Origin of the sequence: Streptomyces sp. NPDC093510 (genome assembly GCF_040683555.1) — a bacterium.
In the GTDB taxonomy this organism is placed as follows: domain Bacteria; phylum Actinomycetota; class Actinomycetes; order Streptomycetales; family Streptomycetaceae; genus Streptomyces.
Genome location: NZ_JBFBEE010000046.1, coordinates 20,351 through 46,691, shown reverse-complemented (window position 1 = coordinate 46,691; position 26,341 = coordinate 20,351). Strand labels below are relative to the sequence as shown.

27 protein-coding genes and 1 pseudogene are annotated in these 26,341 nt (G+C 69.5%); 9 read left to right on the top strand and 19 right to left on the bottom strand.

The window, feature by feature from the left end; all coding sequences use genetic code 11:
- Positions 1–272 precede the first annotated feature (272 nt).
- Both AB0N81_RS40810 and AB0N81_RS40805 read right to left on the bottom strand, forming a co-directional pair.
- Positions 273–518, bottom strand: a complete 246-nt coding sequence (locus AB0N81_RS40810; protein WP_125515917.1) for a hypothetical protein — start codon at positions 516–518, stop codon at positions 273–275.
- Between the two features lie 11 nt (positions 519–529).
- Positions 530–733, bottom strand: a complete 204-nt coding sequence (locus tag AB0N81_RS40805) for a hypothetical protein (RefSeq protein ID WP_125515918.1) — start codon at positions 731–733, stop codon at positions 530–532.
- 125 nt (positions 734–858) lie between these two features.
- Between AB0N81_RS40805 and AB0N81_RS40800 the strand changes: the two genes are divergently transcribed.
- From AB0N81_RS40800 to AB0N81_RS40780, 5 genes are all read left to right on the top strand, one after another.
- Positions 859–3,075 carry a helix-turn-helix domain-containing protein gene (locus AB0N81_RS40800; RefSeq protein ID WP_365367804.1) on the top strand — a complete coding sequence of 739 codons (2,217 nt, stop codon included), beginning with the start codon at positions 859–861 and terminating at the stop codon, positions 3,073–3,075.
- A gap of 290 nt (positions 3,076–3,365) precedes the next feature.
- Positions 3,366–3,719: a DUF317 domain-containing protein gene (locus AB0N81_RS40795; protein WP_125515920.1), complete on the top strand. Its 354-nt coding sequence runs from the start codon at positions 3,366–3,368 to the stop codon at positions 3,717–3,719.
- A gap of 102 nt (positions 3,720–3,821) precedes the next feature.
- The gene (locus AB0N81_RS40790) at positions 3,822–4,310 is read left to right on the top strand and encodes a hypothetical protein (protein ID WP_365367797.1); all 489 of its coding nucleotides are present in this window, start codon (positions 3,822–3,824) and stop codon (positions 4,308–4,310) included.
- Between the two features lie 78 nt (positions 4,311–4,388).
- Entirely contained in the window at positions 4,389–5,075 is a 687-nt protein-coding gene (locus AB0N81_RS40785) for a DUF317 domain-containing protein (protein ID WP_365367795.1), read from the top strand.
- 464 nt (positions 5,076–5,539) lie between these two features.
- Positions 5,540–6,577 (top strand): DUF6615 family protein, encoded by a 1,038-nt coding sequence (locus AB0N81_RS40780; RefSeq protein WP_365367793.1) that lies wholly within the window; start codon positions 5,540–5,542, stop codon positions 6,575–6,577.
- Positions 6,578–6,956: 379 nt separating this feature from the next.
- Here AB0N81_RS40780 and AB0N81_RS40775 read toward each other — a convergent pair whose 3' ends face one another.
- The 10 genes and pseudogenes from AB0N81_RS40775 to AB0N81_RS40730 form a co-directional block, all read right to left on the bottom strand.
- Positions 6,957–7,634, bottom strand: coding sequence for a hypothetical protein (locus AB0N81_RS40775; protein WP_125515923.1), 678 nt, complete (start codon positions 7,632–7,634; stop codon positions 6,957–6,959).
- A gap of 78 nt (positions 7,635–7,712) precedes the next feature.
- Positions 7,713–8,165, bottom strand: a complete 453-nt coding sequence (locus tag AB0N81_RS40770; RefSeq protein ID WP_365367791.1) for a hypothetical protein — start codon at positions 8,163–8,165, stop codon at positions 7,713–7,715.
- A 79-nt stretch (positions 8,166–8,244) separates the two neighbouring features.
- On the bottom strand, positions 8,245–9,969 hold the full coding sequence (locus AB0N81_RS40765; protein WP_365367789.1) for a mobilization protein: 1,725 nt from the start codon (positions 9,967–9,969) through the stop codon (positions 8,245–8,247).
- Positions 9,970–9,982: 13 nt separating this feature from the next.
- Complete coding sequence (gene mobC / locus AB0N81_RS40760; protein WP_365367787.1) at positions 9,983–10,615, bottom strand: plasmid mobilization relaxosome protein MobC; 633 nt, start codon at positions 10,613–10,615, stop codon at positions 9,983–9,985.
- Entirely contained in the window at positions 10,612–10,884 is a 273-nt protein-coding gene (locus tag AB0N81_RS40755) for a hypothetical protein (protein ID WP_365367785.1), read from the bottom strand. The genes mobC and AB0N81_RS40755 overlap by 4 nt, the downstream gene beginning before the upstream one ends.
- Before the next feature lie 53 nt (positions 10,885–10,937).
- The gene (locus AB0N81_RS40750; RefSeq protein WP_365367783.1) at positions 10,938–11,129 is read right to left on the bottom strand and encodes a hypothetical protein; all 192 of its coding nucleotides are present in this window, start codon (positions 11,127–11,129) and stop codon (positions 10,938–10,940) included.
- 956 nt (positions 11,130–12,085) lie between these two features.
- Positions 12,086–12,451: pseudogene (locus AB0N81_RS40745) on the bottom strand (DUF2637 domain-containing protein); the annotation flags it as partial.
- Positions 12,452–12,513: 62 nt separating this feature from the next.
- Positions 12,514–13,233, bottom strand: coding sequence for a WhiB family transcriptional regulator (locus AB0N81_RS40740; RefSeq protein WP_365367781.1), 720 nt, complete (start codon positions 13,231–13,233; stop codon positions 12,514–12,516).
- A 26-nt stretch (positions 13,234–13,259) separates the two neighbouring features.
- Positions 13,260–14,015, bottom strand: coding sequence for an ATP-binding protein (locus AB0N81_RS40735; RefSeq protein ID WP_365367779.1), 756 nt, complete (start codon positions 14,013–14,015; stop codon positions 13,260–13,262).
- Positions 14,012–14,410 (bottom strand): hypothetical protein, encoded by a 399-nt coding sequence (locus AB0N81_RS40730; RefSeq protein ID WP_365367777.1) that lies wholly within the window; start codon positions 14,408–14,410, stop codon positions 14,012–14,014. Before AB0N81_RS40730 ends, AB0N81_RS40735 begins: the two co-directional genes overlap by 4 nt.
- 1,731 nt (positions 14,411–16,141) lie before the next feature.
- Between AB0N81_RS40730 and AB0N81_RS40725 the strand changes: the two genes are divergently transcribed.
- The gene (locus tag AB0N81_RS40725; RefSeq protein ID WP_365367775.1) at positions 16,142–17,554 is read left to right on the top strand and encodes a helix-turn-helix transcriptional regulator; all 1,413 of its coding nucleotides are present in this window, start codon (positions 16,142–16,144) and stop codon (positions 17,552–17,554) included.
- A gap of 106 nt (positions 17,555–17,660) precedes the next feature.
- Complete coding sequence (locus AB0N81_RS40720) at positions 17,661–18,068, top strand: thioesterase family protein (protein WP_365367773.1); 408 nt, start codon at positions 17,661–17,663, stop codon at positions 18,066–18,068.
- Between the two features lie 77 nt (positions 18,069–18,145).
- On the opposite strand, the gene AB0N81_RS40715 is transcribed toward AB0N81_RS40720, so the two are convergent.
- Complete coding sequence (locus AB0N81_RS40715) at positions 18,146–18,886, bottom strand: hypothetical protein (protein ID WP_365367771.1); 741 nt, start codon at positions 18,884–18,886, stop codon at positions 18,146–18,148.
- Entirely contained in the window at positions 18,886–19,233 is a 348-nt protein-coding gene (locus tag AB0N81_RS40710; protein ID WP_365367769.1) for an aldo/keto reductase, read from the bottom strand. Before AB0N81_RS40710 ends, AB0N81_RS40715 begins: the two co-directional genes overlap by 1 nt.
- A 78-nt stretch (positions 19,234–19,311) precedes the next feature.
- Here AB0N81_RS40710 and AB0N81_RS40705 point away from each other — a divergent pair, with 78 nt between their 5' ends.
- Both AB0N81_RS40705 and AB0N81_RS40700 read left to right on the top strand, forming a co-directional pair.
- A complete protein-coding gene (locus tag AB0N81_RS40705; RefSeq protein ID WP_365367767.1) occupies positions 19,312–21,105 on the top strand; it encodes an NUDIX domain-containing protein in 1,794 nt (597 codons plus the stop codon).
- Positions 21,106–21,474: 369 nt separating this feature from the next.
- The gene (locus tag AB0N81_RS40700; protein ID WP_365367765.1) at positions 21,475–22,038 is read left to right on the top strand and encodes an aminoglycoside phosphotransferase family protein; all 564 of its coding nucleotides are present in this window, start codon (positions 21,475–21,477) and stop codon (positions 22,036–22,038) included.
- A gap of 485 nt (positions 22,039–22,523) precedes the next feature.
- Here AB0N81_RS40700 and AB0N81_RS40695 read toward each other — a convergent pair whose 3' ends face one another.
- Genes AB0N81_RS40695 through AB0N81_RS40675 form a run of 5 tightly spaced genes read right to left on the bottom strand, consistent with a single transcriptional unit; the run spans position 22,524 to position 26,030 of the window.
- The gene (locus AB0N81_RS40695) at positions 22,524–23,426 is read right to left on the bottom strand and encodes an FAD-dependent oxidoreductase (RefSeq protein WP_365367763.1); all 903 of its coding nucleotides are present in this window, start codon (positions 23,424–23,426) and stop codon (positions 22,524–22,526) included.
- Complete coding sequence (locus tag AB0N81_RS40690) at positions 23,423–23,989, bottom strand: isochorismatase family cysteine hydrolase (RefSeq protein ID WP_365367761.1); 567 nt, start codon at positions 23,987–23,989, stop codon at positions 23,423–23,425. Before AB0N81_RS40690 ends, AB0N81_RS40695 begins: the two co-directional genes overlap by 4 nt.
- Before the next feature lie 26 nt (positions 23,990–24,015).
- The gene (locus AB0N81_RS40685) at positions 24,016–25,197 is read right to left on the bottom strand and encodes an XRE family transcriptional regulator (RefSeq protein WP_365367759.1); all 1,182 of its coding nucleotides are present in this window, start codon (positions 25,195–25,197) and stop codon (positions 24,016–24,018) included.
- Positions 25,198–25,231: 34 nt separating this feature from the next.
- Complete coding sequence (locus AB0N81_RS40680) at positions 25,232–25,780, bottom strand: DnaB-like helicase C-terminal domain-containing protein (RefSeq protein WP_365367757.1); 549 nt, start codon at positions 25,778–25,780, stop codon at positions 25,232–25,234.
- Positions 25,692–26,030, bottom strand: coding sequence for a DnaB-like helicase C-terminal domain-containing protein (locus tag AB0N81_RS40675; protein ID WP_365367802.1), 339 nt, complete (start codon positions 26,028–26,030; stop codon positions 25,692–25,694). The genes AB0N81_RS40680 and AB0N81_RS40675 overlap by 89 nt, the downstream gene beginning before the upstream one ends.
- Positions 26,031–26,341 lie beyond the last annotated feature (311 nt).

Sequence of the window (26,341 nt, the reverse complement as noted above, 5' to 3'; positions counted from 1 at the left end):
GCCCCCTCGGCCGAGGGGGCCACGGGGCGCTCCTCCACCGTCCAGCTGACCGGGAATTTGAGCAAGGTACCCGGGGGCCACCGCCTGATTGGACTGCATTCCTACGCCGCCTGGGATGCGTCAGGACACCTGTGGTGTCTCACCGGGATGTCGGATCCGACATCCATCCGACCGCGACCGTGAGATTCCGACACGGAACTTGAGTTCCTACATCGTTGTCCAAGGACAAGTTCTGTCCTGCCTCAGCGAAGCCAGTCGTCGTCTCACTCAACTCACTCGAAGGCGGCGGGCCATAATCGCGCTTCCCGCGGACCTCGGCTGTGTGCCCTACAGATCGTGTAGGTCGCCGTGACCGTGCTGCTGGCAATAACAGGATGCGTCGTCGGCAGCGAACTGACACCTGCCCAGCCATGTCCCAGCGCGCGGGTGCCTGTACGGGCGGGGTAGGGGAAAACGGTGTGCGATGGCGTCACGGGAATATGGGTGCCGTAGAACGGCGAGGGATCGTTCATCTCCACCGAGGACTCCTTCAATGGTCCAGTGCGACCAGGGCTGTTGTGATGGCGGCGGCGAGGGTGAGGGTAGCGGCGAAGGCTACGGCGGCGCGGGCCAGCGCGGTGGGGTAGGTGGCATGGTCGCGGCGGGCGAGGTAGCCCGCGCCAGTCCCGGCGAGGGCGGCGATCACGACGGTCAGGGCGCAGGCGAGCAGGATCAGGGCGGTGCGGTCGGACACGGTGTCAGTCCCTCTCGGCACGGCGGGTGTTGTCGTGGTGCCGAATTTTGCGGATCCGGTGTTCGGCGTGGTTCGCGCGGTCGAAGATGAACGACGGCGAACAGCGGCACAGCACAGGGGGCAGCGTGGGGACGGACCATTTGCAGGTTCCGGCGGCTGCACGGGCGGAGCTGCGCGCCCAGCTGGAGGCCGGTCGGGTCGCGCGGGGGTTGAACCAGACTGAACTCGCCCGCCGTGCCGGCCTGGGCCGTACCTCGGTCAGCCAGGCGCTCAGCAGTACCGCGCCTGCGCCTACTGCGCAGACGGTGGGCGCGTTGGCGCGTGCCCTCCGCCTCGACGTCCGCCCCTTACTGGACTTGCTGGCCACTGTAAGTGGGTCTCCTCACGGCCCGGGCGGCGCGCTGGGGAAGCCGATTGCGGACTGGGATCCGTACGATCTGGAAGTTCATCCCGCGGCCGAAGCCCCTACGCGTTCGGGATACGGCAGCGGGCCGAGCGGTGCGGTCGGGCAAGGGCGGCGGGCCCTGCTGCCGTCGTATGTGGGCCGTGGGCACGATGAGGAGCTGTCTGCCCTCGTGGACGCCGCGGCGCAGGAGCGCAGTCGGATGGCCGTGCTGGTTGGTTCCTCCTCGACGGGCAAGACCCGGGCCTGCTGGGAGGCCGTGCAGCAGCTGGACGAGTACGGCTGGAGGTTGTGGCATCCCTTCGATCCCACCCGGGCCGAAGCCGCCCTGGCCGACATCGAGCGCGTCGGGCCGCGCACGGTGGTGTGGCTGAACGAGGCCCAGCACTACCTCGGCGCCGGTGGCGGACTGGGCGAACGCATCGCCGCTGCCCTGCACGCCCTTCTCACTGACCCGGCACGCGGACCAGTGCTAGTTCTGGGTACCTTGTGGCCCGAGTACGCCACCGCCTACACCGCACTGCCCCGACCGGGCGTGGAAGACCGGCACCCGCGGGTGCGGGAGCTGCTGGCCGGTCGGCAGATCGCGCTGCCTGACAGCTTCGACACGGCCGCAATCGCTGACGCGAAGGCCCTCGCCGCGGCGGGCGACCGGCAGCTCGCACACGCGCTGAACCACATGGGGGACAGGCGGTTGGCGCAGTTCCTGGCCGGGGCGCCAGAACTGCTGCGCCGATACGAAACCGCGTCCCCGCCAGCCCGGGCCCTCCTTAACGCGGCGATGGACGCACGCCGTCTGGGCGTCGGCCTCCACCTATCACTGTCCTTCCTCGAACACGCGGCCACCGACTACCTGACCAGCGACGAATACGACACCCTCGACGACAACTGGCTCGAAGAAGCCCTCGCCGAGGTCACGCAGGCCGTCCACGGCCATCTCGCCCCCCTGCGCCGCATCCGCCCACGCCCAACCCAGCCCCTCACTCAGCAGGGCAGCACGGCGCAGGGGCCCGGCTACCGGCTGGCGGACTACCTCGAACAACACGGCCGCGACATCGGGAAACCTATGTGCCCCCCGGCCTCGTTCTGGGAAGCCGCGCACCACCACCTCACCCAGCCCGACATCTCCCACATCGCATACGCGGCCAAAGCGCGCCACCGCACCTACTGGGCCTACCACCTGTGGCACAAGGCCGCCGACGCTGGCAGCACCGAGGCCCTAGCCCAGCTCGCCGGATTGCGGGAGGGGGTGGGGGACCGGGAAGGGGCCGAGCGGCTTGCCCGGCAGGCTGCCGACGCCGGCAACACCGACGCCCTGGCCCGGCTCGCCGATATGCGAGAGATTGCCGGGGACCGGGAGGGGGCCGACCGGCTTGCCCAGCAGGCTGCCGACGCTGGCAACACCGATGCCTTGGCCTCGATTGCCGAACTGCGCATGATGGCGGGGGCCCGGGATATGGAAGGGGACCGGGAGGGGGCCGAGCGGCTCCTGCGGGAGGGGACCGAGGGGCACCTGCGGCGGGCCGCCGACGCCGGCAACACATTCGCCCTGGTCCTACTCGCCGTACTGCTGAGCGAGGCCGGGGACCGGAACGGGGCCGAACAAGTCGCTCATCAAGCCGCCGACGCCGGCGACACCGACGCCCTGTTACAGCTTGCCCGGATGCGGGAGGAGGTCGGAGATCGGGAGGGGGCCGAACGGCTCCTGCGGCGGGCCGCCGACGCCGACAACGAGGAGGCCGTGGGCCTACTCGCCGCACTGTGGGAGAAGGCCGGGGATTGGGAGGGGGCCGAGCGGATCGCCCTGGAAGCTGCCGACGCTGGCGACACCGACGCCCTGGAACGGCTCGCCGATATGCGGAAGGTTGGCGGGACGGATGAAGATGGACTGTGGACGTATGGGCTCGACCCTGATGGCACGCCATCTGCCCCTTGGTGACCATTCACCCAATTGAACGCCGACGCGACCTACAAGCTGCCATGGGCGGGACCCCAACAGGCAGTAAGGCACGACAAAGCTAGTCCGGCGAAGCCCTGACTCGGCGACTGAGTTGGATGAGACAGAGCGCCAGTCGCCTGCCTTCGATGAGACGGCGACTCGGTTTGATGACAATGGACAAGTTCGCCGGGGGCAGACAGGAAAGATCGCGGAAGGACTGGTACAAGCCGCCAGGGGCATGTCAACGTAGACGACCTTCCCCGAAACCCCAGGTCAGAGAGGTGATGCCCGTGACCGTGGACGCGTCCACCCCCGGATTCTCCACCACCACCGAAGCCTTGCAGCTGCGCTCGTGGCAGCTGGGCCCCGGCCAGCCGACGATGGTCACCGACCTGTTCAAGGCCGAGTTCTTCCACCTCGTCGTGGACGACCGCGCCGACGTCCACATCAGCAGCAAGGACGGCCGCTTCTACCTCGGATGGTTCCCCCTCGGCCGCCCCGGCACCGACGGCGACGGCTGGACCCTCGCCGTCACCGGCGCCGCCAAGGTCCCCGGCTACCGGATCCGGTTCGACACCGAGACGCCGGCCGAGATCGTCGCGGCCACGGTCCAGCGCGTCCTGGCCACCTCCCGGCCTCTGTGAACCGACCGCAGGCCCCGCGCGGATCGGAGCCGCTGCTCACGCACGGCACGTACCCTGCCCTCGGCCCCTGCGGGGGCGCCCGCTACTGCAAGGAGATGCGTCTTGGCCCCGGAGTTGACCGTCGGCGATCTGCTCGACCGCCTGTCCGCCAGCGACCGCGACGTGGTGGTCCGCCTGTGGATTAACCCCTTCGCCCGCACGGCCCGCCGCCTGGGCGGCGTGGTCCCCACCCGTGACGACGCCGGCCGGCCGGTGGTGTTCATCGCCGAGGCCAAGGACGCCGAGCCGCTCGGCGCCCTGCCCGACACGACCGTCGGCGACCTGCTCGACCAGCTGTCGGCCTGCGACCGCGACGCCGTCGTGCAGCTCGCCCTCAACCCCGACTTCCCGATGGCCCACCGCGCGGGTCCCGTTACCGCCGCCCACGATGAGAAGGACCGCCCCGTGCTGCTCCTCACCGAGCCGGACGAGGACGAGGCCGAACAGTTCGGCCCCCTGTTGCCCGCCGTCGCGGTCGCGCTGACCTGGCACGCACCGACCGAGGCCCCGCCACGCCGACGGCGCGGCACCCGCCCCAGCGGCGGGCAGTGAACCACCCCCGAGCCCACGGAGGCGCCCCTGCACCCGCACCATCCCACTGATCCCTCCCACCCCGCTTCGCCGGACGCCGTGCGCTGGGTCACCCCGCGCCATCTGGCCGGCGATGACGACGTCCTCGCCGAGCGCATCGGGGACACCCTGACCGGCCTGGGGTGGCGCATGTGGCCGACCTCCCGCGACACCCTGCTTTATGTGAGCCCCGACGAGCTGCGCGGCGCCGAATGGATCCTGGCCAGCAGCCCGTTCTCCCTCGGCGGACTGCGGGTGGCCCTGCAGATCTCCGCGCGTTCGGACGCCACCAGTGCCCTGGTGCAGTGGAACGCGTACTTCACCACCGGCGTACCGCACGAGGCACTTCACGACTTCCTCGTCGCGCTCGACGCCAGCGCGGTGCCCGACAGCGGCTTCGAGGAGCCAGAGGCGGTGGTCGCGGCGCTGAGCGCCCAGGGCTGGATCCGTGACGTGGACCGCCCCCGCGCCGCCGCCACGGATCCCGGCTTCGCCTCGCACATCTCACTCGAGATGCTGCCGGACCTGATCGCCGACGCCGATCTGCGGGAGGACCTGATGGGTTGGCAGGCATGGGCCGAGCCCACGTTCGGCGCCCCCTACCTGTGGTGCGCGAACTTCAGCCCGAGCGTCCCCCACGAGCTGGTCGCGGCCTTCGCCGCCTCGCTCGCCTCCCCGGCCCCGGTGGCACGCCGCCGGCTGCCACAGAGCGCGGAGAAGCGACTCACCATCGTCCACCGCGGCTGACCAGCAGGGCCCGGCACGTTGTCGGGCCCTGCCCTCCGCAGGCCGCGTTCACACCTCAGACCTGGCAGAGGTGTCCCCGACGAACCCTCTGCCCTCTGCCCGCTGCCCGCTGCCGAGGCTCAGCGCTGCGAGCGCTGCGGCTCCAACGGATTCCTCGCCTGGGCCGCGCGGGCGGCGCCGCGATTGCCGAGCGGGTCACCGTCATGTCCCCGCTGCGCACGGAGGCCCGGGCGAGCGCGCCGCGAGGTCCGCCTGAGCGGGGCGCGCCTGCGCCGCGAGCGCGTGGTCACCGTGGAGCGCGTGGACCCTGCGACGCCGAGAACAGCTCACGAGCGGTGAGCGCCAGAGCGTGGTCATGCCCAACACCCGTCGCCTGTCAGGCCCTTTGGCCTGGCGGGCCTTCGGCGTACACGGGGGTCGTGCCCGCCCTTGGAGGGTGAGCGCAGCAGTGGTCTGATAGGCCCATGATCACGCCGTACCGTTACGGTCCCGTTGATATCTGGCCCGGCCAGCGCCCGTCGCTCTGCGGCCTGTTGAAGTGGATGGCCTCCGACACCTTCCACTGGCTTGGTGACGACTATCGCCATGCTCCACCACCCGGCGAGGAGACCTTCACGGATCTCCACATCCGGCACCTGCGGCAAGCCATGGGAGACCGCCTGAAAGTCATTCAGTTCACCAAGATGCAGGAGAGTTTCAACGGTGCCGACTGGGAGCTTTGGATCCACAACCGGTCTCACGGAATTGGTCTGAGGATCCAGGCCAAGAAACAATCCCGAAAAGGTCAGTACGGCTTTTGGTACTGGCTTCATGAACGTTCAGCTCTGCAGTGTGACCTCCTCGTCCATGACGCGATCATCACGCAGTGCGTTCCCGTATACCTCCTGTACAACCACCGTGGGCCGTGGACCGTCGCCCAGGGCCTTGCGAAGGGCCTGTGCGGTCATACGGCATCAGACCAATCGCACTACGGCTGCACGCTGTTGTCCGCCTTCCATGTGCAGGCGGCACTCTTCCGACTCGTGATCGATAATGACCTGTACGGCCACTACCGGAACATCAGCCACCAGCGGCTCCGGCAGATGTCCGCGCCGTGGAATCAGGTGTTGTGCGACGTGCAGGAACCCAAAGAAGTACGGGATTCTCGTGGCGTCGCCACACTGAAGGAGATACAGCGGCGAAGCGCGGCGTTGGAACAATCCGGGCTGGAAGCACTGGGGCGAGTCGATCCCGAAGGGTTCTCGACTCCGAGCCAGGTGCAACGAGACCATTCAGACCTGGGAGACGCCCCAGAGCTCAGGACGCGCCTGGACGAGACGCCGGCAATGGGGGACGCCCAGACGGCACTCAGGCCGCTTCCCCAACGTGTGCTCAGGCTGCTGGAAGCAGACGACCCATGCCCGCCGGAGCCCGACGTTCCCACGAGTGCGGTGGTGCTGTACGACGTCACGGACGCCGAGGAACGCCTGGTCAACGAGCGGGGGCGCCTGTACCACTCGTAGCCGATGGCGACATGACAGTGCCCCTGTGGATGCCAATCGACATCCACAGGGGCACTGTGTAGCGGTCTTGCTACCGGAGCCCTTGCGGGCCTCGCCCAGACGGACATCGCCTGTACGACAGTGCCCGTCCTAATTCACGTCAGCGTGCCGAAGGATGAGCTGGGTGCCGAACGCGATGAGGCCCACGCTCGCTCCCCCGACAACGCCCACCAGCCACCACTGGGCGTTGCCGGTGAACGATGAGGTGAACAGGCCAAACAGCAGTGCCGTTCCGCTGCCCAGCCAAAGGGGAGGCGGTGCATCGGGCGTTGAGGAGTAGCCGCGTGCAGAGCACATTTGGGATGGTCCTTCCTTCGAACGGTCTCCAGGGGCGGACGACTCAGCCACGGGAGCGGGCCTTGGCGAGGGCCTTCTCTAGATGGGTGCTGACGAGCGCTGGTGAGCCAGAGACGACTACGACGATGTTCCCCGTGCGGATCGCCGTCTGCTTGACGGCACTACGCTGCCCGCCGACAGAGTAGGTGAGCAGCTGGCTCCACTGATCGTCGCCGAGGTCGGGAGCGGTCGCGGTTTGAGTGGTCATGTCGATGGTGGTGCTGCCCGAGATCACCTGGTACTTCGGGCAAGAAGCCATTGCGTCGAAGATACGGCCGACGCCGTCGGACAGCTTCTGCGCGGTGGCGCTGTACAGCTCCTCGCTCACCTCGGAGTCGCCGCCGCCGCTGTAGGTGAACGCGACCTTCGCCTCGTTCGGGAAGTCGAGGCTCTGCCGGGTCGCCCCGTCCCCGCCGAGCTTGTCGAGGGCGGGGCAGCCGATCACCGTGACGTCGTCGTTGTGCTGAGTGCCCTCGGCCTGGCGTACATAGCCCTGGCCCAGGTCCTTCTCGGTCAGGAGCCGCTTGCTCAGTGCGGTCGAGGACAGCGGCTTGGCGTCGGCGGCGTCGTGTCCACCGCGGGGCGAAGAGGGGGCCGTCGGTGCGGTGCCGGAGGGGTCGGCGGAGCAGGCGGTCAGAGCGAGTGCAGTCAGGACGAGGGCGGCCGTGGTGTGGTGACGCAAGTGAACCCCTTGGTGTGGAGCGGACGTTTGACTGGGGCCGACACGAGATCCGCTGCCGGCGGGAGGGGTTACGGGTGGTCAGTGGCCCAGGTGGCGCAGGCCGTCGTCCAGAGTGGGGTGAAAGTGGTCCACAGGACCGGAGTTGCGGTTGTACCAGGCCGGGTCCAGACGTGGCTCGGCAGTGTTGTGGCCGGCGCGGCAGCGCAGCCAGATCGTGTCGTCGCGCATGCTGAAGACGATCCAGTCCCGGTACGCGCCGCACTGCGGGCACTCACGAACCTCGCCATCGACGACGAGCGGCTGCTCCCAGCGCATCATCAGTCCCTCGACTTCGTGGCGTGAGGGCACGCGAAGGTCCGGCGGCAGGAAGTCGGGCACCTCCTCGATGCCCGTGCCGTCCTGCGCGGTCGGCGTCGGCTCGGCGGCCGGGCTGACGAAGTCGGGCGCTGCCCAGGTCGCCTGTGCCTCCAGCAGAGCCTGGCCGGCGAGCTGGGCGTCACGGAACTCGCGGTCAGCACGTCGTCGAAACATCTGTCCACCTCTTCGTCGTTGATCGGCACACGGAGAGTGCCCCAGGCCGCTGACCTGCTGCAACTTGCGGATTCAGTAATCACCTTGCCCTCCTGGGCCGGTTGTTGTCCCTGGGGGAGGGCCGCTTCGGCCGCCCGGCGCGCTGCGGCGTGGTGGTGCCCGGCTCAGGCACGGCGGAGGCATCGGCGGGCAGATCGGCCAGGCGACGCAGCCGCCAGACCAGGACGTCGCTTACTGACTCGGCGGTGTCGAGTTCGCGGCGTGCGATGGCCTCGGCGAGCAGGGTGGCGGGTTCGTGGCCGGCGGCCTCGACGTCGGCGAGGGTGGCGGCGAGCGCGTGCCAGCCGGGCTCGGCGAGGATCTGCTCAGCCAGCTCCGGAACCGCCTGCCGCAGGTGGGCCACCTGGCGGCGTTGCAGCGGTTGGGAGAGGCGACGGCCACGGTGGCGCAGCACGGCCATCGGATGCTGGGCGGCGGACTGGTAGGCCGCGCGCAGGTGTTCGGCGGCCTCGCGGGCGGCAGCGGCCTGCTGGGCGTGGTTCTTGCGGCCGTGCCAGTGGGCTGCGGCGATGACCAGGAAGGCAACCATGTCGATCACCATGGCGGTGGTGGCGCCGTCCTCTCCGCGCCCCAGTACGGGACCTCCGTTAATGAGGTCGCGGGCGGCTTGGCGTAGGGCACGGTCGTGGCCCCGCTCGGCGCGCACGTGGGAACGGGAGGCCCGCTCGAATGCCCAGGCAGCGTCACGTAGTTCACGGCGGGTATGGGCGGCCGAGGTCTTGGCGAGCGCGTCGAGGACCTCACCGGCGGCGGCAATCTGCGCGGCGATCTGCCCGTCGGTGCCCTGGTCGAGGACCACCATGGCCTGCCAGATCGCCGTCGTTGCCCGGCGCCGTGCGGACGACGGGCTGATGCGCGCCGATCCGGAGGTGCGGTCAGTGGCGGTATCGCGGCTGTGGCCGGCGGCGCTGGTGGACCAGCGCTCGCGGATGCGGGGCAAGGAGAGGTCGGGGGCGAGTTTCGAGCCGGGATAGAACACCGGCTCGCCGTCCTTGTTGTGGTCGTCGGGCAGCGCGACCGTGTAGCCGAGCAGATCACCGGAGGGCGCGACGCGCTGGCGGAGCAGGAGGCCGGCGGCGGACAGGCGGCCGAAGAACTCCGCTTCGCTTGCGGCGCCGGCGACCGCGCGGCGCACAGTCTCGCGCAGTTCCTCGCGCGCGGTCCGCTCTCGGCCTCGGCGTTCGGCCTTGTGGCGTTCGGCGCTGGTAGGGCGTTTGGCAGCGGTGCCATCTCCCTTGTTGAGGCGACGCAGCCCCAACTCGACTTCCAGCTCGCGGGCTTCGGCCTGAACGCGGGCGGCGTCGAAGTCGAGGTCGGGCTTGTAGCCGTCCTCGCGCACGAGGGTGGCAACGATGTGGATGTGATCGTCAGCGTGGCGGACGGCCGCCCAGCGGCAGCCCGATTCTTCCTCCGGGTCGTCGATGCCGGCGGCAGCGACCATACGGCGTGCGATGTCGCCCCATTCCTCATCCGTCAGGATGCGGTCATCGGCGCCGTTGCGCACGGACAGGTGCCACACGTGCTTCTTCGGCTGCTCGGCCTTGTCGACGTTCTCGACGGGCTGGTCGAGCAGGTGCTGGAGCTGCTTGAGGGTGGCGTTCGGGTCGCGGCCGGGATCAGGAGCACACTCGTCCCAGGAGGCCACCAGATGCGGATCGATGTGCTCCTCGAATTGGCCCGGCCCGTACAGGTAGTACAGGAGGCCGATGGTGCGCTTCCCGCGCTTCTGGATCCTGGGGATCATGCCGGTCTCGTTCTCAGTTCTGCTGGAGGAGCTGGTCGGTGGCGTCCTGGACGCGCTGGACTGCCCGCTGGGTGGCGGTGAGGACGGCGTCGAGTTCGGCCGGCCAGGCACCGGAGTTGATGGCGCGGGCAACTTGGTTGAGGTTGTTGCCGACCTGATGGAGGTGGCGGCGGGCGGCGAACAGCTCGGAGACTGTCTCTCGGCGTCCGGCTATGGCCGCGGCGGTGTTGTCGAGATCGTGCGCGGCAGCGAGACCACTGCGGGCGAGGAAGGCGGGCAGGCTCGTACGGGCAGCGGTCGCGGCAGCGGAGAGCGCAGTCTTCTCGCTGTCATTGAGGCGGACGTAGATGACATGAACGCGCTTATCGGCGCCGGTCTTCGGCGAGCGCTTGCGCGTGTTCTTCTTCGGAGCGCGGCGCTTGCGGCGCGGTGACTGCTTCCCCGGCTGCGATCCGCCCTCGGTCGCTGCCTCCCGGACCTGCGCCCCCTGGTGCTGGTCCGGGCCCGCCACCCCCGGGGCGGGCTTTGCCGAGGCCGTCTTCCCCGACGGGGAAGACGGTCTTGGCGGATAACTTGCTCCCCACAAGGGCGAGTTGGTGGCCTGCTCGCTGCGGGTGTGGGGCTGGGGTTCGTGCGAGTGCGTCATCGGGTGTGGTTCCTCGTGGTGCGGGTGTGGTGCTGGATCTGGGCGGCGAGATCGACCATGGCGGCGGCTCCGTCCAGGACGCGGACGGGCGCCTCGGGCGCGCTCTGCACGAGCCACTGCCCGTTCGGGGCCAGGACTGCGGCGTGCAGGAGGCGGCGGCGGACCAGAACCTCGGCCCAGGCGCTCGCTTCGGCTGCGGTCGGGACCGATGTACGGGAGTTGCGGGAGCGGATGGCGGGCCTTTCAGGGTGGGGGCGGTGGCCTGGCATCAGGCCGGGCCACCGCAGCGGTTAGCGGGTTTGACCTGCGGTTATGGCATCGGTCACCCGCATATCGGGCAGCGCTCGAAGTGCCGGCCGAGAGCTTTGGCCATGCGGGACTTCACAGCGAGAGCGTTCGTCGCGCTCGTCTTGGCCGCCGTGGTGCCCGCGCTGCGCCGGGAGTGGTTGCGCAGGTACGTGATGTCCCGCTCGTAGCCGCTCTTGAGGCGCTCGAAGCGCGCGCAGGTCCTCATCGGGCTCTCCTTGTATCGCGGGGCAGGTGGGCAAGTGCCGGGTCCGCGTACAGGGCGGCCTGCAGGTCGCTGAACAGCTCGTTGCTGACGGTGATGTTGGCGTTGCGCAGGTGCGGTCGGATGGCCCGGCGGGTCATCCGGCCTTCTGCGAGGGCGGCTTTGCGCGCGACCGCGACCTTCGCTTCCCACGGGACTTCGTCCTGGTCCACGGGCTTGGTCCGAGGGCCCGGCGCCAGGGCGTCGTGGCTCGTGGTCCGCGCCCCCTGCGGTCCGCCAGAGGAACCGCCCTCGCCTGGGCCCGCCGGTTGGTCTGCTGGCTGGTCCGCGGCAGGAGCGTCGTGGTCCGTGTCGTGGTCCGGTGCCGGGTTGGTCTGCTGGTCCGGAGCCGTGGTGTCGCGGTCCGCGGGGGTGGAGTCGGCCGGTTGGTCCGTGGTCCGCGCGGAGTCGTCGGTGGTCTGCGGGTGCTCGCGGTCCGGCATCTGGTCCGCCGGGGCGCCCTGGCCCGCGCTCGCCGGACCGGCTCCCTCGGCCGGCCCGTGCTCGTGGTCCACCCACACGTGGTCCGCCGGACCGTGCGCGCTGGGTGCCGCTTGACCTGCGCCGTTGCTGGTCCGCCCCTCGCTGTCGGCCTGCGGACCAGCGCTGATCTGCTGGTCCGCGGGTTGATCTGCTGGCTGGTCCGCGGCAGGAGCGTCGTGGTCCGTGTCGTGGTCCGGTGCCGGGTTGGTCTGCTGGTCCGGAGCCGTGGCGTCGTGGTCCGCGGGGGTGGAGTCGGCCGGTTGGTCCGTGGTCCGCGCGGAGTCGTCGGTGGTCCGCGGGTGCTCGCGGTCCGGCATCTGGTCCGCCGGGGCGCCCTGGCCCGCGCTCGCCGGACCGGCTCCCTCGGCCGGTCCGTGCTCGTGGTCCGCGGGGCGCTTCTCCTCGAGCCGGACCGCCGTGGGGTCCGCCGGGTGGTAGCGGGTGATGAGGATGTAAAGGTGGACCGCCCCGGCCAGGGCGAGCGGGGCGAGGGTGGAGAGGATCGCGACGACGGTGTCGCTCAGGCGCAGACCGGAGTGGGTGGTCTGCTGGTTGAGGCGGACCGCGTGCAGGGCGTTCGCCCAGATACTCGCGGCGGTGGCGGTGCCGAAGAGCACCCAGACGTAGAGGCGGGCACGCAGCGGGGCCTCGGAGAGGACCAGCAGGGCGCGCACTCCGTAGGCGATGAAGCCGTCGACCACGAGCGGGAAGAGGTAGGTGAGGAGTCCGCGGACGTGGATGGCGACGGCCATCTGCTGCAGGGCGTCGTAGCTCAGAGCGCATCCGGCCAGGCCCAGGACCATGATGGCGAGGCGGTCCCAGAACCCAACGGGCGCGACGGCCGGGTGTGCAGCGGTGGGGTGGGTCATGCGGCCTTTCCGAGCGAGGCGATCAGGGCGTGAGTCTGCAGCCGACGAGGGCCGTCCGACGTGGTGATCTCGTCGTCCTTCGGGCGCTCGCCGCCGGCGTCGTCCGCTTCGTCGAGGCCCCAGTAACGGTCCCGGTCCTCAATGACGTGGGCGGCCTCGCGCATGAGGTCGCGGATCCAGTCCAGGTCGGCACTCAACAGGTAGGCCACACGCTCCGGGCTCCAGCCGCGCACGTAGGCGTGGTGGATGACGGTGCTGCGCTCTGCGGTGCTCAAGTGGACGTCCCGGCCCTGGAAGGCGGCGCGTACGCGCTCGTAATCCAGGCGCTTGCTCAGGTTGGCCAGCCAGGGCTGGCGCTCCTTGTCGGTCAGGCCGCCCCAGATGCCGTAGCGGACCTGGTTGTCGATCGCGTAGTTGAAGCAGTCCTTCTTCACCGGGCAGGTGGCACAGGTCCGCTTCGCCTCGGCGACGGCCTGGTGGTCCCGGGGCGTGTGGAAGAACAGCGTGTCGGCGCGGCCCGGATCCATGCCGTGGCATGCACCCCTGGTGTGCCAGCTGTGGTCGGCAATTCCCCGCAGGTCCGGTGCGGGGGAGTCGTTCGTGGTCTTGTAGCGCAAGGAAGTCTCCGAGGTCGCCTCGCGGTAAGGCGGGCCGGGCAGCACCGCGGTGCGGCGGTGTGCGGCGAGGCGGGACAGGGTGCGGCGGACAGGCCGCACGGCGGGATCGGTGGCGCAGATGCGGGTCAGCGGCGCTGGAAGCGGCGGTCAGGGCCGGTGAACTCGACGGCGGTGCACATGCCGGACAGGCGGGAGAGGACCCGGTCGCCGAGCTTGTCGCGCAGCACCGCCTGGCGCGCGGGCATCTGGTCGGTGCGCACGGGCGGCATGTTGCTGGTGAAGATCGTCGGCAGCCGGTTCTGGCAGCGCCAGTTGACCAGCCGGAAGGTGATCTCCTCGGTCCACTCGCTCGGCTTGGCCGCGCCGAGGTCGTCGAGCAGCAGCACCGGGATCCGCATGATCCGCCGCAGCATGTGCTCGGGGTCCACGCCGGCGCGCGGACGCAGCTCGGCGTACAGGTCGGCGGCGGTGGTGGCGTGCCAGTGCACCCCGCATCCGGCGGCGGTCAGGGCGCGGATCGCGCCGAACGCCTGGTGTGTCTTGCCGGCGCCGGTGGAGCCCCACAGCAGCAGGCTGGGCCCGTGCGTGATCTGCCTGCGCCCGGCGGTGCCGTAGTGCGGATTGACGCCCTTGGCGTTCGGCGCCACGGCGTTGTCGGCGATGGCCTGCACCCATGCGGCGACGTCCGGGTGCTCGGGCACGGCGGCGCGGTAGTCGACCGGGATGCGTGCCTGGGCGGCTTCCAGGGCCGGGATTGGCTCGGGGGTGTCCGGCAGGGGGCGGTCCAGGTCCAGGCCGCGCTCGGCGAGTTTGGCCTCTAGGCGCTCACGCAGCCGCTCGGAGATCGCGGGCTGCGGGTCGGCGTAGCGGGCGCGGGTCACAGGTGGCCTCCAAACGTCGTCGGCTCGGCGGTGGGATTGAGATACGGCGTGTACGAGCTGCCGGTGCTGGCCCAGGGCCCCGCGCCGGAGGCGGACGACAGCGCGGCGGGCGACTGGGGTATCGCGTTGACGACCTCGTTCACCAGGCTCGGCAGGACGCTGGGGTTGAGCCCCTTGGCCCGCAGCTTGTCGAGCGCGGCGCGGATGTTGTCGGCCTCGAACCGCTCGTCGAGCAGGACGTTGATCTTCCGGCCCAGATGGCCGAGGAAGTCCTCCGGTGGGCGCCGGTTGCAGCCCCGGACGTACTCGGCCACCAGCTGCTTGGCCGAGATGTTCGCCGAGGAGGCGTCGGGCGCGGGCGCCTTGCGCCCCGTAAGGGAAGATCCAGGATCCAAGATCCTAGATCCAGGGCGTGACTCCTCCAGTAGTCCTCCCGTAGTCGTCCGGGAGTCCTCTGGTAGCGCTGTTTGACCTGCGGTTTTACCCCCTGACTTCGAGTCAGTGTCCGAAGCAGTGACGACAGTCGCCGTCTCGGCCTCCAGAGCATGCTCCGGGGTGCCGGTGGCGCGGGTGGCGGGGCTGGGAAGCCCTCCCTGCGGACTCCGGGAGCCCTCCGGGAGTTCTCCGGGGGGAGCCAGTGCCGCCGAGGGGGATGCCTCTGCTCGCGTGCTGGGGCAGGCAACGTCCTGGCACTTGCCGCAGTGCTGTCGGGCCTGGTGGCTAGGGCAGCGCGGGAGGCGGGAAGCGGTCGCCTTGTTGATCTTTTGGTGCTGGTCCCAGGTCACGATGTGCAGCCAGGTTCGACCGTCACATCCTGTATAGCGGCACACCAGCCCGGCAGAGGCCAGCTCGTCCAGGTCGCGGGCGACGTGGGTGGCGGTGTGTTCCGGACGCAGGGCCCACAGCCGGCCGGCGATGATGGCAGGGTGGTCGCGGTGTCTGCCGGAGTCGTCGGCCTGGGTCAGGAGCCCGAAGAAGGTCCGCTCAGCGGTGAGGCTGACCGAGGCCAGGTCCTCCGACTCGAACGCCTCGGGCTTGATCGTGCGGATGCGTGCCATCAGGCGCTACCTCCGACGCGATGCCGGCGTGGGTCCTGCTCGACCGGCATGCGGTCGCGGGCGGTGGACAGGGGGCAGCCTGCCGCGCCGGCCGGGCGGTCCGGCCTTTTGCGCAGGGCAGCGCGCATGCAACACTCTCCTCTGAAGTGAAAGCCGCTCCGGGGTGTGTTTGGAAATTGGCCCGGTGCGGTGAAGGTGGGTAAACCTCCGGCCCTTGCACGGGCAGGAGTTCCATTTGGCGGTCGGCGTCCGGGAGTTGCACCTCCCGGGCGCCGCCGCTGTTTTCCGGGCTACCTGGCTCGGTTGGCTCGCGTGAACCGCATGCCGCTCCTTCTGGCGTCAGACACCGGGCGGTAGGCCCGGCAAGGGACGACGAACATATGCGGGTGCCGCCACAAGATCCAGACTTAGCTAAAGGCCGCGGTACAAGTCGCGGAGGGCGGGCGCCGGCACCGGCGCCTGCCGATCGAGGCTGTGGTCCGTGGCGCAGGCAGTCGTCGGATCGCCCCGAGGGTCCCGGAGATGATCTGCATTGCGTCCCCCTGCGCCTCATGCCACAACGTGTTGAACCGGCTGGTCAGGAGGATTTAAGCCAAGCTGCATGAGGTGCGTCAACGATGATCTTTTGCCCGATTTGCGCACATAGATCGGGTAGCTGGCGCGACGCTCCCGAATCGCCTACGGCACCGTAAGTCGCTTGCGGCGTAAGCGGAATGAAGTGATCCGCAGTGTCGTGCGGCCGATGGTTCGGCCTGGTCTAGACCGGCCTTGGGAGGGCTGAACGAAAACCGGCAAACTTTTGCCGGTTTCGCGGAGTGATCATGAATCGGTTCCCGAGATGCCCGATTCGACAGTGAACGTCTATGCAATGCCATCGGGTTCCGTTCATAAATAAACCATGTGTTCCGGGTGGTATGTGGGCGAGGCCACACGTGGTCAAGACCGGCCGAATCTTTGCGTATGGTCGTGAGCGGGGAGACGATAGGGGGGCCAGCTATCGCGCTGTCCCCCATTTTCATGCCCAGAATCAGGCGCGTCTCCAGTCCGAAAGGATGAGGGAGGAACTCAATGGTCGCGAAGGAACCGCACCAGCCCGCCGGCAACGGCGCTGCGGGAGAGGAGGCCTCCGACGCGAGCGCACAACAACCCCTCGACGCGAACGACACCGGTGCTGTTAAGACGGGACTCATGTCCGCGCGCCCCGCGCCCGCCGGCCAGTTCATGGGCTTCGGCGCGATGCTCAAGCGGTGGAGGAAAGCCGCCGGGATCACGCAGCCTCGCGCCGCCCGCACCCTGGGGATCAGCGAGCGCAAGCTGCGCGGCATCGAATCGGGCGCCACACCGCGCTTCACCCAGGAGCAGTGCGACGCGCTGGTTGAGCTCCTGCAGCTCGACCCCGAAGACCGCCGCGCGCTGTTGCTCCACAACATCGGCACCTATCTGCGGTCCGCCGAAGGGCAGCCCGAGGTAGGCCCAGCACTGCGCTTGCTCATCGATCAGCAGATGCCCAGCCCGACGTACCTCAGCGACCGGAACTGGAACATCCTCGCGTACAACACTGCGATGGCCGAGACCTGGCCATGGGTATTGGAGCCAAAGGCGAACTTGATCAGGTGGGCGCTGACCACTGCGGAAGGGCGCGCGACTTATCACGACTGGCACAAGCACGCCACGGTCTTCGTGCGGATGCTCCGCTTTGCGGAGAGCACCCACGGCGCTGACCCCGACCTGCAGGAACTGATCGCAGACGTCAAGAAGAATCCCGAGGTCCGCCGCATCTGGGACTCGGACATCGACTTCGTGGAGCATCGCGACGGACATGTATTCCTCGCCACCGTACCGACGCTCGACTACCGGACGATCGAAATCGTCAGCCACGTCGCGTACCCCGCGATCATGCCGGACTGCCGCTTTGTGGTCATGACGTGGGTCGAAGCCGGTGCTGAGGTAAAGGAAGACGCCACGCACGATGCTCTGGGCGGTATCCGTGATGCCTGGGCAGTTCAGACGCACAACACCGCGCAGGAGAAAGAACGAGCGCAGGACCGCATTGCCGAAGCCAATCGAATGCGAGCCGAAGGCCTCCATGCGAGCCGCCGCTTGGTTGCCGGGCCGGAGTGGGCCGCCGCCACGGCCGGCGAGGACGGTATCCCCTTGCCCGCGGTCAGCCGCATGATGGGGCCGGCCGCGCAATTGACTCTCGCGCCCTCGACGCGCAACGTCATCTGGGCCGTCGAGGAGGCTCCCGGCCGCTGGGGAGTCACTGAGGTCGCCCCCCTCACGGTGCTTGCCCGGCTTTCCTGGTCCGCTCTGGATGAACAGGTCAGAGCAGAGGTGAAGTCTGTACTCCGAGCGGCCCTGCCGGCGAAACCGGAAGATGTTCACGCGACCATCGCCCAGTACCTCGACGAGGCGAGCGAATGGGTGGCGCTGCTCCACGAAATTGAGGCGGAGCTACCGAGGCCGAGCGTGATCCGTTGAACCCCCAGAGTGAAGTCGGGCAGAAGTTCTCCCGCCCCCGGCACTGCGGCGGACGGGTATGGCTCCGGCCCGCCGCAGCTCCGCACCAGCAAAGGAAAACCATCCCGTGCATAGGTACACCTACCCCTGCCCGCTGCGCTGGGCTGACGCCGACGCGTACGGACATGTCAACAACTCCATGTACCTGAGGTACATGGAGGAGGCGCGGACAAGGATGTTCCAGGGTGTACTGACCGGTGACGAGGAGGGGCGTCGCCACAATGCGTTCGTTGTGAGCCGTGCCAGCATCGACTTCAAAGTTCCGCTGCACTACCGGGAAGACCCTGTGGACGTGCACGTCTGGGTGACCGGTAGCCGAGCGGTGTCCTTCGAGCTCGCGTACGAGATTCGGGACGCTGACCGGCTGTACGCCAAGGGCACGACCACTATCGCCGCCTACGACCTCGACACGGGTCGCCCGAGGCGCCTCAGCACGACAGAGCGGGAGTTCATCGCCCGCTACAGCGACTCCTGAGACAACGAGATGAACGTCGGGGTGCGCACACGGCAGAACGCGGTGACTGCATCGGTGAGGTCGTCGAGCGTTCCAGCCTAGTGTTGCGCGGTAGTGAGGGCGCCGACTAGGTCGGAGAGTAGTGCGGTCACTGCGCTCCCGGCCATGGATGTGGCCGCGCCCGTCATGCTTCTGCTGAGGGAGGCTGCGACCCTCGCCGCGGTCTGGTGGAGGATCGGGCTCAAGGTGCTGGTCCTCTCCTCCTGCCACCGGGTTGCGCCGACTACGCGGGTGCCGTCGAGTGGGCCATCACCGCGGCGGTGGTCGTGTCGCCGTCCGGCTGCCAGTACCGGGTGTGCTTGCGGGTCTTCGGCGTGTGCAGGCGAGCGGTGATGACGGGCCTGCAAACCGACCAGCACCCGTAACCGTCCTGGTGTCGGAAGCTCGTCGATGACCCGCATGGTGGGCAGTACGCGTACGTCAGCCCGCGGGTCGATGTACAGGAGCTGTCCGATGTCCTCGCGGGTCATCGGCTCCGTCGCCAGTACGTGCGTGATGACCTTCCTGCGGCGTGCCTGCACCCAGGCCAGGGCGACGCGGCGCCGAAGAGGGAGACCCTTCGGGGCTCCGCGAAGAACGTCCTGGGCGGCCTGCTGTGGGGTCTGGTCGTCGTGCACAGATCCCGTGGGGATCATGATGCCGCCGAGGAGGTCGACGACGACCAGTGCGTCCGCGCCAACCGGGACGAGTACGGAAACTCCGATGATCGGAGGTCGCCAGTCCTCGTACGGGGCTGTCTTCCTCGCAGGGAGGGGTACGGGTGCTGTGATCGTCGGCATCAGTCATCGCCTGCTGCAGCAGCAACGATCTCTTCGAGGTGCTGCGGCTGGCTCGTGCTCGGGATGGGGGCGACGTGACTGCCGAGGTTCAGGAGCCAGAACAGAGGGGCGAGGACTCCATGTGTGCGGGTCAGGGCTCCGGCGTCGAAGGGTCGGTACGGCACATACGGGATGTCGAGGTCTCGGCACAGTTCCAGGGCCGGGTCGTAAGGATCGCTGATGTTGAGGACGTTCTGCACGGCCGCGACGGTGAGTCCCTTGGTCACGGTGCGAATGTCGTCCGGGGTGACCTTCGACAGGCCGATGTGCCCGATCTTGCCCTGCGTTCCGTGCCCGCGCCCGCACATCGGCCGCTACGTTCGAACGCGCCGCCCTGCGCAGCGCCGTTGTGTAGCTGCGCCGTGTACGAGGTCACCAGGAGAGCTATGACCATTTCTGCCTCGCACCTCCAGGACCTCGTCGCCGGCTACCTGCGCGGGCATCCCGACGAACAGTTGCTGCTCCAGCCCCTCCTGGACCGTCTCGCCGCCGGCGCCGACGTGACTGGCAGGCGGGAGTTCGACGGTCACGTCACGACCTCGGGCGTCGTCATCAACGACGCTGACGACGTTCTACTCATCCACCATCTCGCCTCCGGCCGCTGGATCCAGCCCGGGGGACACCTGGAGGACGCGGACCGCACGCTGGGGCAGGCCGTGCGGCGCGAGATCGCCGAGGAGACGGGCGTCACCGAGCTGGAAGTGTTCGGCGAGGGCACGCCCGTGCACATCGATGTCCACACGATCGCGGCACGGCCGGACAAGAACGAGCCCGTCCACGTGCACTACGACGTCCGCTTCATGTTCCGTGTCCGCGGACCGGTCGACCTGACCCTGCAGGCCGAAGAGGTCGGCGCGGCGCAGTGGCGCTCGCCTTCGGAACTCGGTGACCCTGTCCTGCGTGCCCGGGTTCTGTCGAGCCTGGGCCTGCCGCGCGAGGACCGCCCGGCGGACGAGGACCCGTACTGTGCCCTCGTCGTGCTCACGGACCCGGCCGCGACCAGGGTGCTGATGCACCTGCGCGATGACAAGCCGGGCATCTGGGCGCCGGGGACCTGGGCGCCGATGAGCGGTGGCGCCGAGCCCGGCGACTACGACCCGCACGCCACCGCGTGCCGGGAGCTGCGTGAGGAAACCGGTCTGGAGAACGTCCGGCTGACGCACCTGTTCTCCACCCGCACCGACGGCTACCCCCGGCACGTCTTCCACGGCGTCTGGGACGGCGACCCCGACACCCTGACCCTCACCGAAGGCCGCGAGCTCGCCTTCATCCCGCGTGGCGACTTCGACCGGATCCCGCTGCACCCGACCACACGCCAGGACACCGAACGCGTCCTGGAGCTCATCACGCCACGCCAACCGCCGTACAGCTACGGCACCTTGGCCCTGATCGGCAACCGGAGCGGGCATCTGCTGATGCATCTGCGCGACGACAGCCCGGGAACTTGCTGGCCGGACACCTGGTCACCCAACGGCGGCAAACCAGAAGCCGCCGATGCCGGACCGCGCGGCACCATCGTGCGCGAGGTCCACGAAGAGATCGGCCTCAACGAAGCCGCCGTGCCCCTCTCGCACCTGTTCACCCACACCGCCGACGACGGGCACCTCACCTACGTCTTCCGCGGCACCTGGGACGGCGACCCCGACACCCTGACCCTCACCGAAGGCCGCGCACTGGCGTTCATCGACCCAAAGGACCTCGGGGACCGACCGATGAGCCCGCTCGCCCGCTACGCCGCCCTGCGCGGTCTCGCCGCCGAGCTCGAGGACCAGGCCCACCGGGACGGCATCCACACCCTCGTCGTCGGCGGCCTGATCGTGCACGACGAGCGCCTCCTGGTCGTCCGGCGCAACCCGGACGACTACCTCGGCGGCACCTGGGAGACCCCGGCCGGCCGGCTCGAGCGAGGCGAGTCGATCATCGACGCCCTCTCGCGCGAGATCATGGAGGAGACCGGCCTCACCATCACCATCGACCGCTACGCGGGCCACTTCGACTACACCAACGCCCGCGGCCGCACCAGCCGCCAGTTCGTCTTCGCCTGCACACCGGAGAAGCCCGGCCCGGTCACCTTGTCCGAGCACGATCGCCACCAGTGGGTGCGCGCCCTGGACCAGCTCCCGCCAACCACCCCGGAGCTCCGGAGCTTCCTGGAGCAGGATTGGCCGGCACGACGGTGACCCGCCGACCGGCAGGAGCCGTGCACGGGCACGGCACCGCGCACCCCGGCCGGGCGGGGCACAGGTGATCATTCTTCCGGAGGCGTTCGTGCGCGTCACCGTGGACCGCGAAGGCCCGGCCGGCTCGGCATGGCTCTCCGCCCTCCCGGCCACGGTGGGGGAGCTGGCCGAGCGCTGGGACTGCACGCCGGACGGTGACCTCATGTACGGGGGCGTCGGGATCGTCGTCCCGGTGTCGCGCAAGACGACCGAGCCTGCCGTGCTCAAGGTGTCCTTCCCTCACCCCGAGAACCGCTTCGAGCCGGACGCACTCTCGACCTGGGGCGGGCGCACCCCACGACGCTGGCCCAGGCCGCGCAGGGCGACGAGGTGGCGGCGATCGCAGGGAGCGTCAGCCGCCGCCTCACCGTCCCCGCGCCCGCCGGACTGCCCCGGCTCCAAGATCAGGCCACCGGGTGGGAGGAGCAACTGCGCCGCGGGGCCCAGGACTTCCCCGATGCCCTGCCCTCCCGGACGGTGCAGGCCGCGATCGCGACGGTGCGCGAGCTCGCGCACCACCAGCCGGACACCCTCATCCACGGCGACCTGAACGCGCGGAACATTCTGGTGGGCACCCGAGAGCCCTGGCTGGCCGTCGACCCGAAGGGCTGGGTCGGCGACCGGGCGTACGACTGCGGCACACTGACCAAGTCCCGGTCGGTCGTCCTTGCCGAGCAGGGAGACCTGGCCACTGGGATCGACCGCACCCTCGACGCCTTCACCAGCGCTGCCGAACTCGATCGGGAGCGCGCACGGCGATGGGCGCAGCTCAGTGCGGTCCAGGCCGCCTACGCCGGCCGCCGACGGGGGTTCCGCCGGGGCCGTCACGGAGCCAAACGCGATCGACTCATCGCGCTCGTCGATGAGTTGGCGCAGGCCCTCACCGGCCTATGACCTCATCAACCCGCAGATCACGGGCGGGGCGTGTCCACGCGACGGATTCGATGGCGGAAACGTGGTGCCGCCCCGGGCTCCTCCGGCAGGATGACGGCATGGCCACAGTAGAAGTGGTCGCCCTCGTACATCTCGAGTCCGCGGAAGCGTGTGGTGAACGCTTGCCAGGACAGCAGACGCTCCTTGCCGATCAGCCTGTCGCGGCGCCCCCCCCGAATACCGAGAGCGGAACGGGCAGCGGCTCCGGATCGCGGGGAGGAGCCCAGGTGTCCAGAAGTTTGAAGTCGTTACGGAACACCGGGGCAACCCTCCGCCAGGTCGAAGACCTCGCGGGGAAGCGTCCTCGCCCGTGGAGGAGCACTTCCTGCCGACAGGCCCAGTACAGGAGAGCCTGTTCGACTAGGCCCCAGATTCTCCTTCCGCGGACGAGGACGGACGATGTCGGTCCTGTAGGTCTCGTTGCGGCGGCCCGGACCCCTGTGCACTCAGGTGCGGACGAGCGCGGTGTCGTAGTAGCAGGCGAGCACGGCCTCGGCGCCAGAGCCCTGGGCGGTGGCGATCCGTTGGAAGCGTGCGGAGCGCAGGTCTCCGGCGGTCCAGATGCGCGGGTGCTGCTCGTCGGGCGGACAGTACTCGTCCGCGGTCTGGGCGAGGCCTTCGAGGGTGGCGGGCCGGTTACCGAGGTTTCCAAGGACGGTGCCGGCGATGTACTGCCGCCGCTTGCCACCGCGTTCGTCGACCTCAAGGGTCCAGCCGCCGGTGGGAGCAGGGGCAATAGCGACGGCGGCGCACTGCACGAGGTTCACCCGGGGGTCGTCGGCGACCTCGGAGGCCTTGTAGTCGTCTTCCTGCGGGCACAGGACGCTGATGGTGCGGGCGACGTCCGGGTGGGCGCGCAGCCAGGTTCCCAGCGGCCGGTCCGCGCCGAGCACCCACGTCACACCGCTCATCTGGTCGGGCCCGGTGCGCCACAGCGGATCGGGCCAGAATCCGTCGGGCGCGGTGATCCAGGGAATGTCGGCGGGGGAGAGGGTGGTGACGCCGGTCGCGATGATGGCGGCCGCCGCGGTGTGCTCGGTGCCGTCGGCCAGGCGCACGCGGGTGTGCTCGTCGTCGGCGGACACCGCCGTGGCGCTGGCGGCGGTGCGGCGCAGCAACCGCGTGGGGGCGATCCGGTCGAGGTCCGCGGTGAGCGCGGCCGCGAGGTCGGGGCCGGTCGACCAGTTGCCGGGCACATTGTTCAGAGCACCGATGTGGTGGAGCTTCCCACCGACCCGATCGCGTTCGATGAGGTGGACGCGCATGCCGAGGCTGGCGGCCATCACGGTCGCGGCGACGCCGGCCGGGCCCGCCCCGACCACGATCAGATCGCTGCTGGAGGCGCTCATGCGCACGTCCTCTCAGCGGGGACGGGCACAAATTCCTGGATGTCCAGTGTGGTGATGAGCTGCCGGGCGCCGATCATGCGGCGGGCCACGGTGAGCCCGGCCTGGTGGACATCGGGGCCGGCTTCCGAGGCGCACGCGTCGGTGACGATCCACGGGGTGATGTCGGCCTCGAAGGCGTCGGCGGCGGTCTTCAGGACGCAGGAGTCGGTGGCGATGCCGCACAGCACCACTTCCTCCCAACCGTTGTCGCGGAAGTCGTCGATGACGATCCGGGGGAACGCCCCATAGGTGCCCTTGTCGATGACCGCGGTGGCCCGCGCGGCGGCCGCGGTGAGCTCGGGCACCAGGTCGGTCTCCGGGGCCTCCTGCAGCGCCGTCCAGTCCAGCAGCCGCACGAACGGGCTGTCGGGATGGTTGATGTAGCGGGAGAACAGCACCGGGCCGCCTGCCCTCTCCCAGCAGGACACCAGGTCGGCGATCACTGGCACCACGTGGCGGCTGCGGTCGTTCACGAAGCCGTTCTGCACGTCGATGACGAAGAGCGGTGTGGTGCGAGGGTCCACCGGGGGCCTGCCTTCCTGCGGGGCGGTCAGGGACGCAGCGCATCCCGGGCGGCGGCGAGGCGTTCGGGCAGCTCGCTGGTCGCCAGGATCGCCTTGCGCATCAGGCGGTGCTGCACCGTCTCGGTCGGCCCGGACTGCGTGAGTCGAGAGTACGCGGCAGCGAGGTAGCCGCGCCCGTACTTCCCAGGCATGACTGGATCTTGACCCGACTCCAGCAGTGCTTGGACGTGCGTGGAGAGCGCCCACAGAGCTTGCACGTCCGCCTCCAGGTCAAGTACCTCGGCGGTCGACAGAGCACGCTCGGCGGGCAGCGGGTGGTAGGCGACCCCAGACCAACTGGCCAGCCCCATGGACACGGCGCCGGAGAACTCCACGGCGTCGGGGTGCTCCCAGCGCGAGGCGAGCATCGACGCCTCGGTATCCGGCGGCAGGCCGTGGATGTTGGCCGGGTTGCGGCGGTCGACGAGCACCGACGGCGTCGCGAGCAACTGCATGGCGGTCGGCAGGTGAGCGAGCGGCCAGAAGTGCGCGCCGAGTTCGTATATGGACAGCACGTAGCCGGGCTCCGGGCACACCGCCCCGGCGGGCAGCACGCCGTCCAAGAGACGGGCCAGGAGCTGCCCGGTCCAGGACCGGTCGTCGAGGTAGGTGCGGTAGCGCCACACGGCGAGGTCGGTGATGGTCGCGGGCCGGCGGTGCTGTTCGAGGTGGAGCATCGCGATGCCGCACGCGTACAGGTACAACGTCGCGGACTCGGACGTGGGGTGATCGATGGTCAGGGTGCGCCGCTCGAGACCGCCGGGCCCTGCCGGGGCGGGCTGCGCCCGCGGCCAGAGGGCAGCCGAGGGCCCCCCGACGTACACGGGCAGGAACTTGTGCGACACCACCGCGAACGGGTCGCCCACCGCGCCCGGAACGACCTGGTGCACGTCCGGATGCTGCGCGGGAACCCCATCGGTCTTCCGAGCGGTCTGCGCGGCGAGACGCTCGTGGAAGGCGTCGCGTTCCTCCGGGGTGCAGGTGGCGAGCGCCGCGTCGAGGATCTGCTGCATCTCCGGCACGCACACCAGCGCGGCACCCTGCGCCCGCCACTTCGTGACGGTCCGCGGGGCGATGCCCAGATGCTCGGCGAAGCGGCGCACCGACAGACGCATCGCGGACTGCAGCAGCACAGCCTCGCGGCCGGTCCACTGCTCCACGGCGACCATCTCTGACATCCCTTCCGGGCGGCTCGATAGCAGATTACGGGCCCCGGTGCGCCATCGGTACCACGCGCGTTCCACATCGGTACCTCTCATCCAACATCGCGTCTGCGCACGCTGGAGGGACATCGCAGAAGAGCCCTTCGGCGCTTGTGGAGTCGCTGATGAACCGGACCGCATCTGTCCCCGTCTGCCGGGGGGACAGCCGCACCACATCAGGAAGGCGCGAAGCACGTGAAGCGCCCGTAGTGCCCTGGAACGCGAGCACCACCGTTCCAGGGCGTCCCTGCCGATGCTTGGCCACGATCAGGTCCGCTTCACCTGCACGGGGGCACTCCGGGGCGTACGCATCCTCACGACGCAGCAGTACGATTACGTCCGCCGAGAACGTGGTGGCACCAGACTCACGCAGGTCATCCAGCATCGGGTGCTTGTCCCACCGATGCTCCGGGCTCCGGTTGCAATGCGATGTGGCGAGCACGGGGATGTCGAGTCCCGCGCTAGCGTCTCCAGGCCTCGCGCGACGTCTTCGACCTCTCTTCCGGAGGTCGTTGCGTTTCTCGGGCTTCTTGCATGTCCTGGATGCCATCGACCGCGAGCAGTTGGATCTTTCGCTCAGCTACCAGGGTGCGCGCCTGCTCGGGGAGCTCGGCCATAGTCAAGCTCACGGGAGTCCTGATGGCCAGTGGAGCCGCCGCGGTCCCTGGGACTTCCCGGGCGAGTCGCGTCCAGTCCTCACCGGTCATCTCGCCCGAGTGGATGCGGTGCCTGCCGAACCCGACGCTTGACTGAACATGGCCAGCCCCGAACTCGGGCTTGGAAAAAGGTGGTTGCCCCAGCGCGGTTCCGGTTCTCGGTAGAGCGCGGTCGTCGGGTCCCGGAGCCTTTCACCGACAGGTCGGAGCGGGCCACTCGTGTCGGCGCGGGTGGCCTCCGAGCCGGCAGGGCGGTGGCGCGCTGCTGCCGCCCTGCCGGCTCGAGGCAGCTGCCCGAGAGGAGGCTAGCCACGTCGTACAACCACTGGCCCGAGAGATACAGGGGCGGGCACGCCTCAACAGGCCCGCCCCGCTCCCGCCTCACCGACCAGTGAACCGCGGATGGTGGCGCCGAGCGACTGGCCCGGCGCAGGCGCTCGGCGTCACCACTCGCC

What these genes read in the sequence shown, in the direction of transcription:
- AB0N81_RS40685 (WP_365367759.1), bottom strand. Translation starts at nt 25,197, where the DNA reads ATGGTCGCCGTGGAGCAGTGGACCGGCCGCGAGGCTGTGCTGCTGCAG.
- AB0N81_RS40715 (WP_365367771.1), bottom strand. Translation starts at nt 18,886, where the DNA reads ATGCCGACGATCACAGCACCCGTACCCCTCCCTGCGAGGAAGACAGCC.
- AB0N81_RS40710 (WP_365367769.1), bottom strand. Translation starts at nt 19,233, where the DNA reads ATGTGCGGGCGCGGGCACGGAACGCAGGGCAAGATCGGGCACATCGGC.
- AB0N81_RS40705 (WP_365367767.1), top strand. Translation starts at nt 19,312, where the DNA reads ATGACCATTTCTGCCTCGCACCTCCAGGACCTCGTCGCCGGCTACCTG.
- AB0N81_RS40695 (WP_365367763.1), bottom strand. Translation starts at nt 23,426, where the DNA reads ATGAGCGCCTCCAGCAGCGATCTGATCGTGGTCGGGGCGGGCCCGGCC.
- AB0N81_RS40780 (WP_365367793.1), top strand. Translation starts at nt 5,540, where the DNA reads ATGATCACGCCGTACCGTTACGGTCCCGTTGATATCTGGCCCGGCCAG.
- AB0N81_RS40765 (WP_365367789.1), bottom strand. Translation starts at nt 9,969, where the DNA reads ATGATCCCCAGGATCCAGAAGCGCGGGAAGCGCACCATCGGCCTCCTG.
- AB0N81_RS40755 (WP_365367785.1), bottom strand. Translation starts at nt 10,884, where the DNA reads ATGCCAGGCCACCGCCCCCACCCTGAAAGGCCCGCCATCCGCTCCCGC.
- mobC (WP_365367787.1), bottom strand. Translation starts at nt 10,615, where the DNA reads ATGACGCACTCGCACGAACCCCAGCCCCACACCCGCAGCGAGCAGGCC.
- AB0N81_RS40750 (WP_365367783.1), bottom strand. Translation starts at nt 11,129, where the DNA reads ATGAGGACCTGCGCGCGCTTCGAGCGCCTCAAGAGCGGCTACGAGCGG.
- AB0N81_RS40725 (WP_365367775.1), top strand. Translation starts at nt 16,142, where the DNA reads ATGGTCGCGAAGGAACCGCACCAGCCCGCCGGCAACGGCGCTGCGGGA.
- AB0N81_RS40680 (WP_365367757.1), bottom strand. Translation starts at nt 25,780, where the DNA reads ATGGCATCCAGGACATGCAAGAAGCCCGAGAAACGCAACGACCTCCGG.
- AB0N81_RS40770 (WP_365367791.1), bottom strand. Translation starts at nt 8,165, where the DNA reads ATGTTTCGACGACGTGCTGACCGCGAGTTCCGTGACGCCCAGCTCGCC.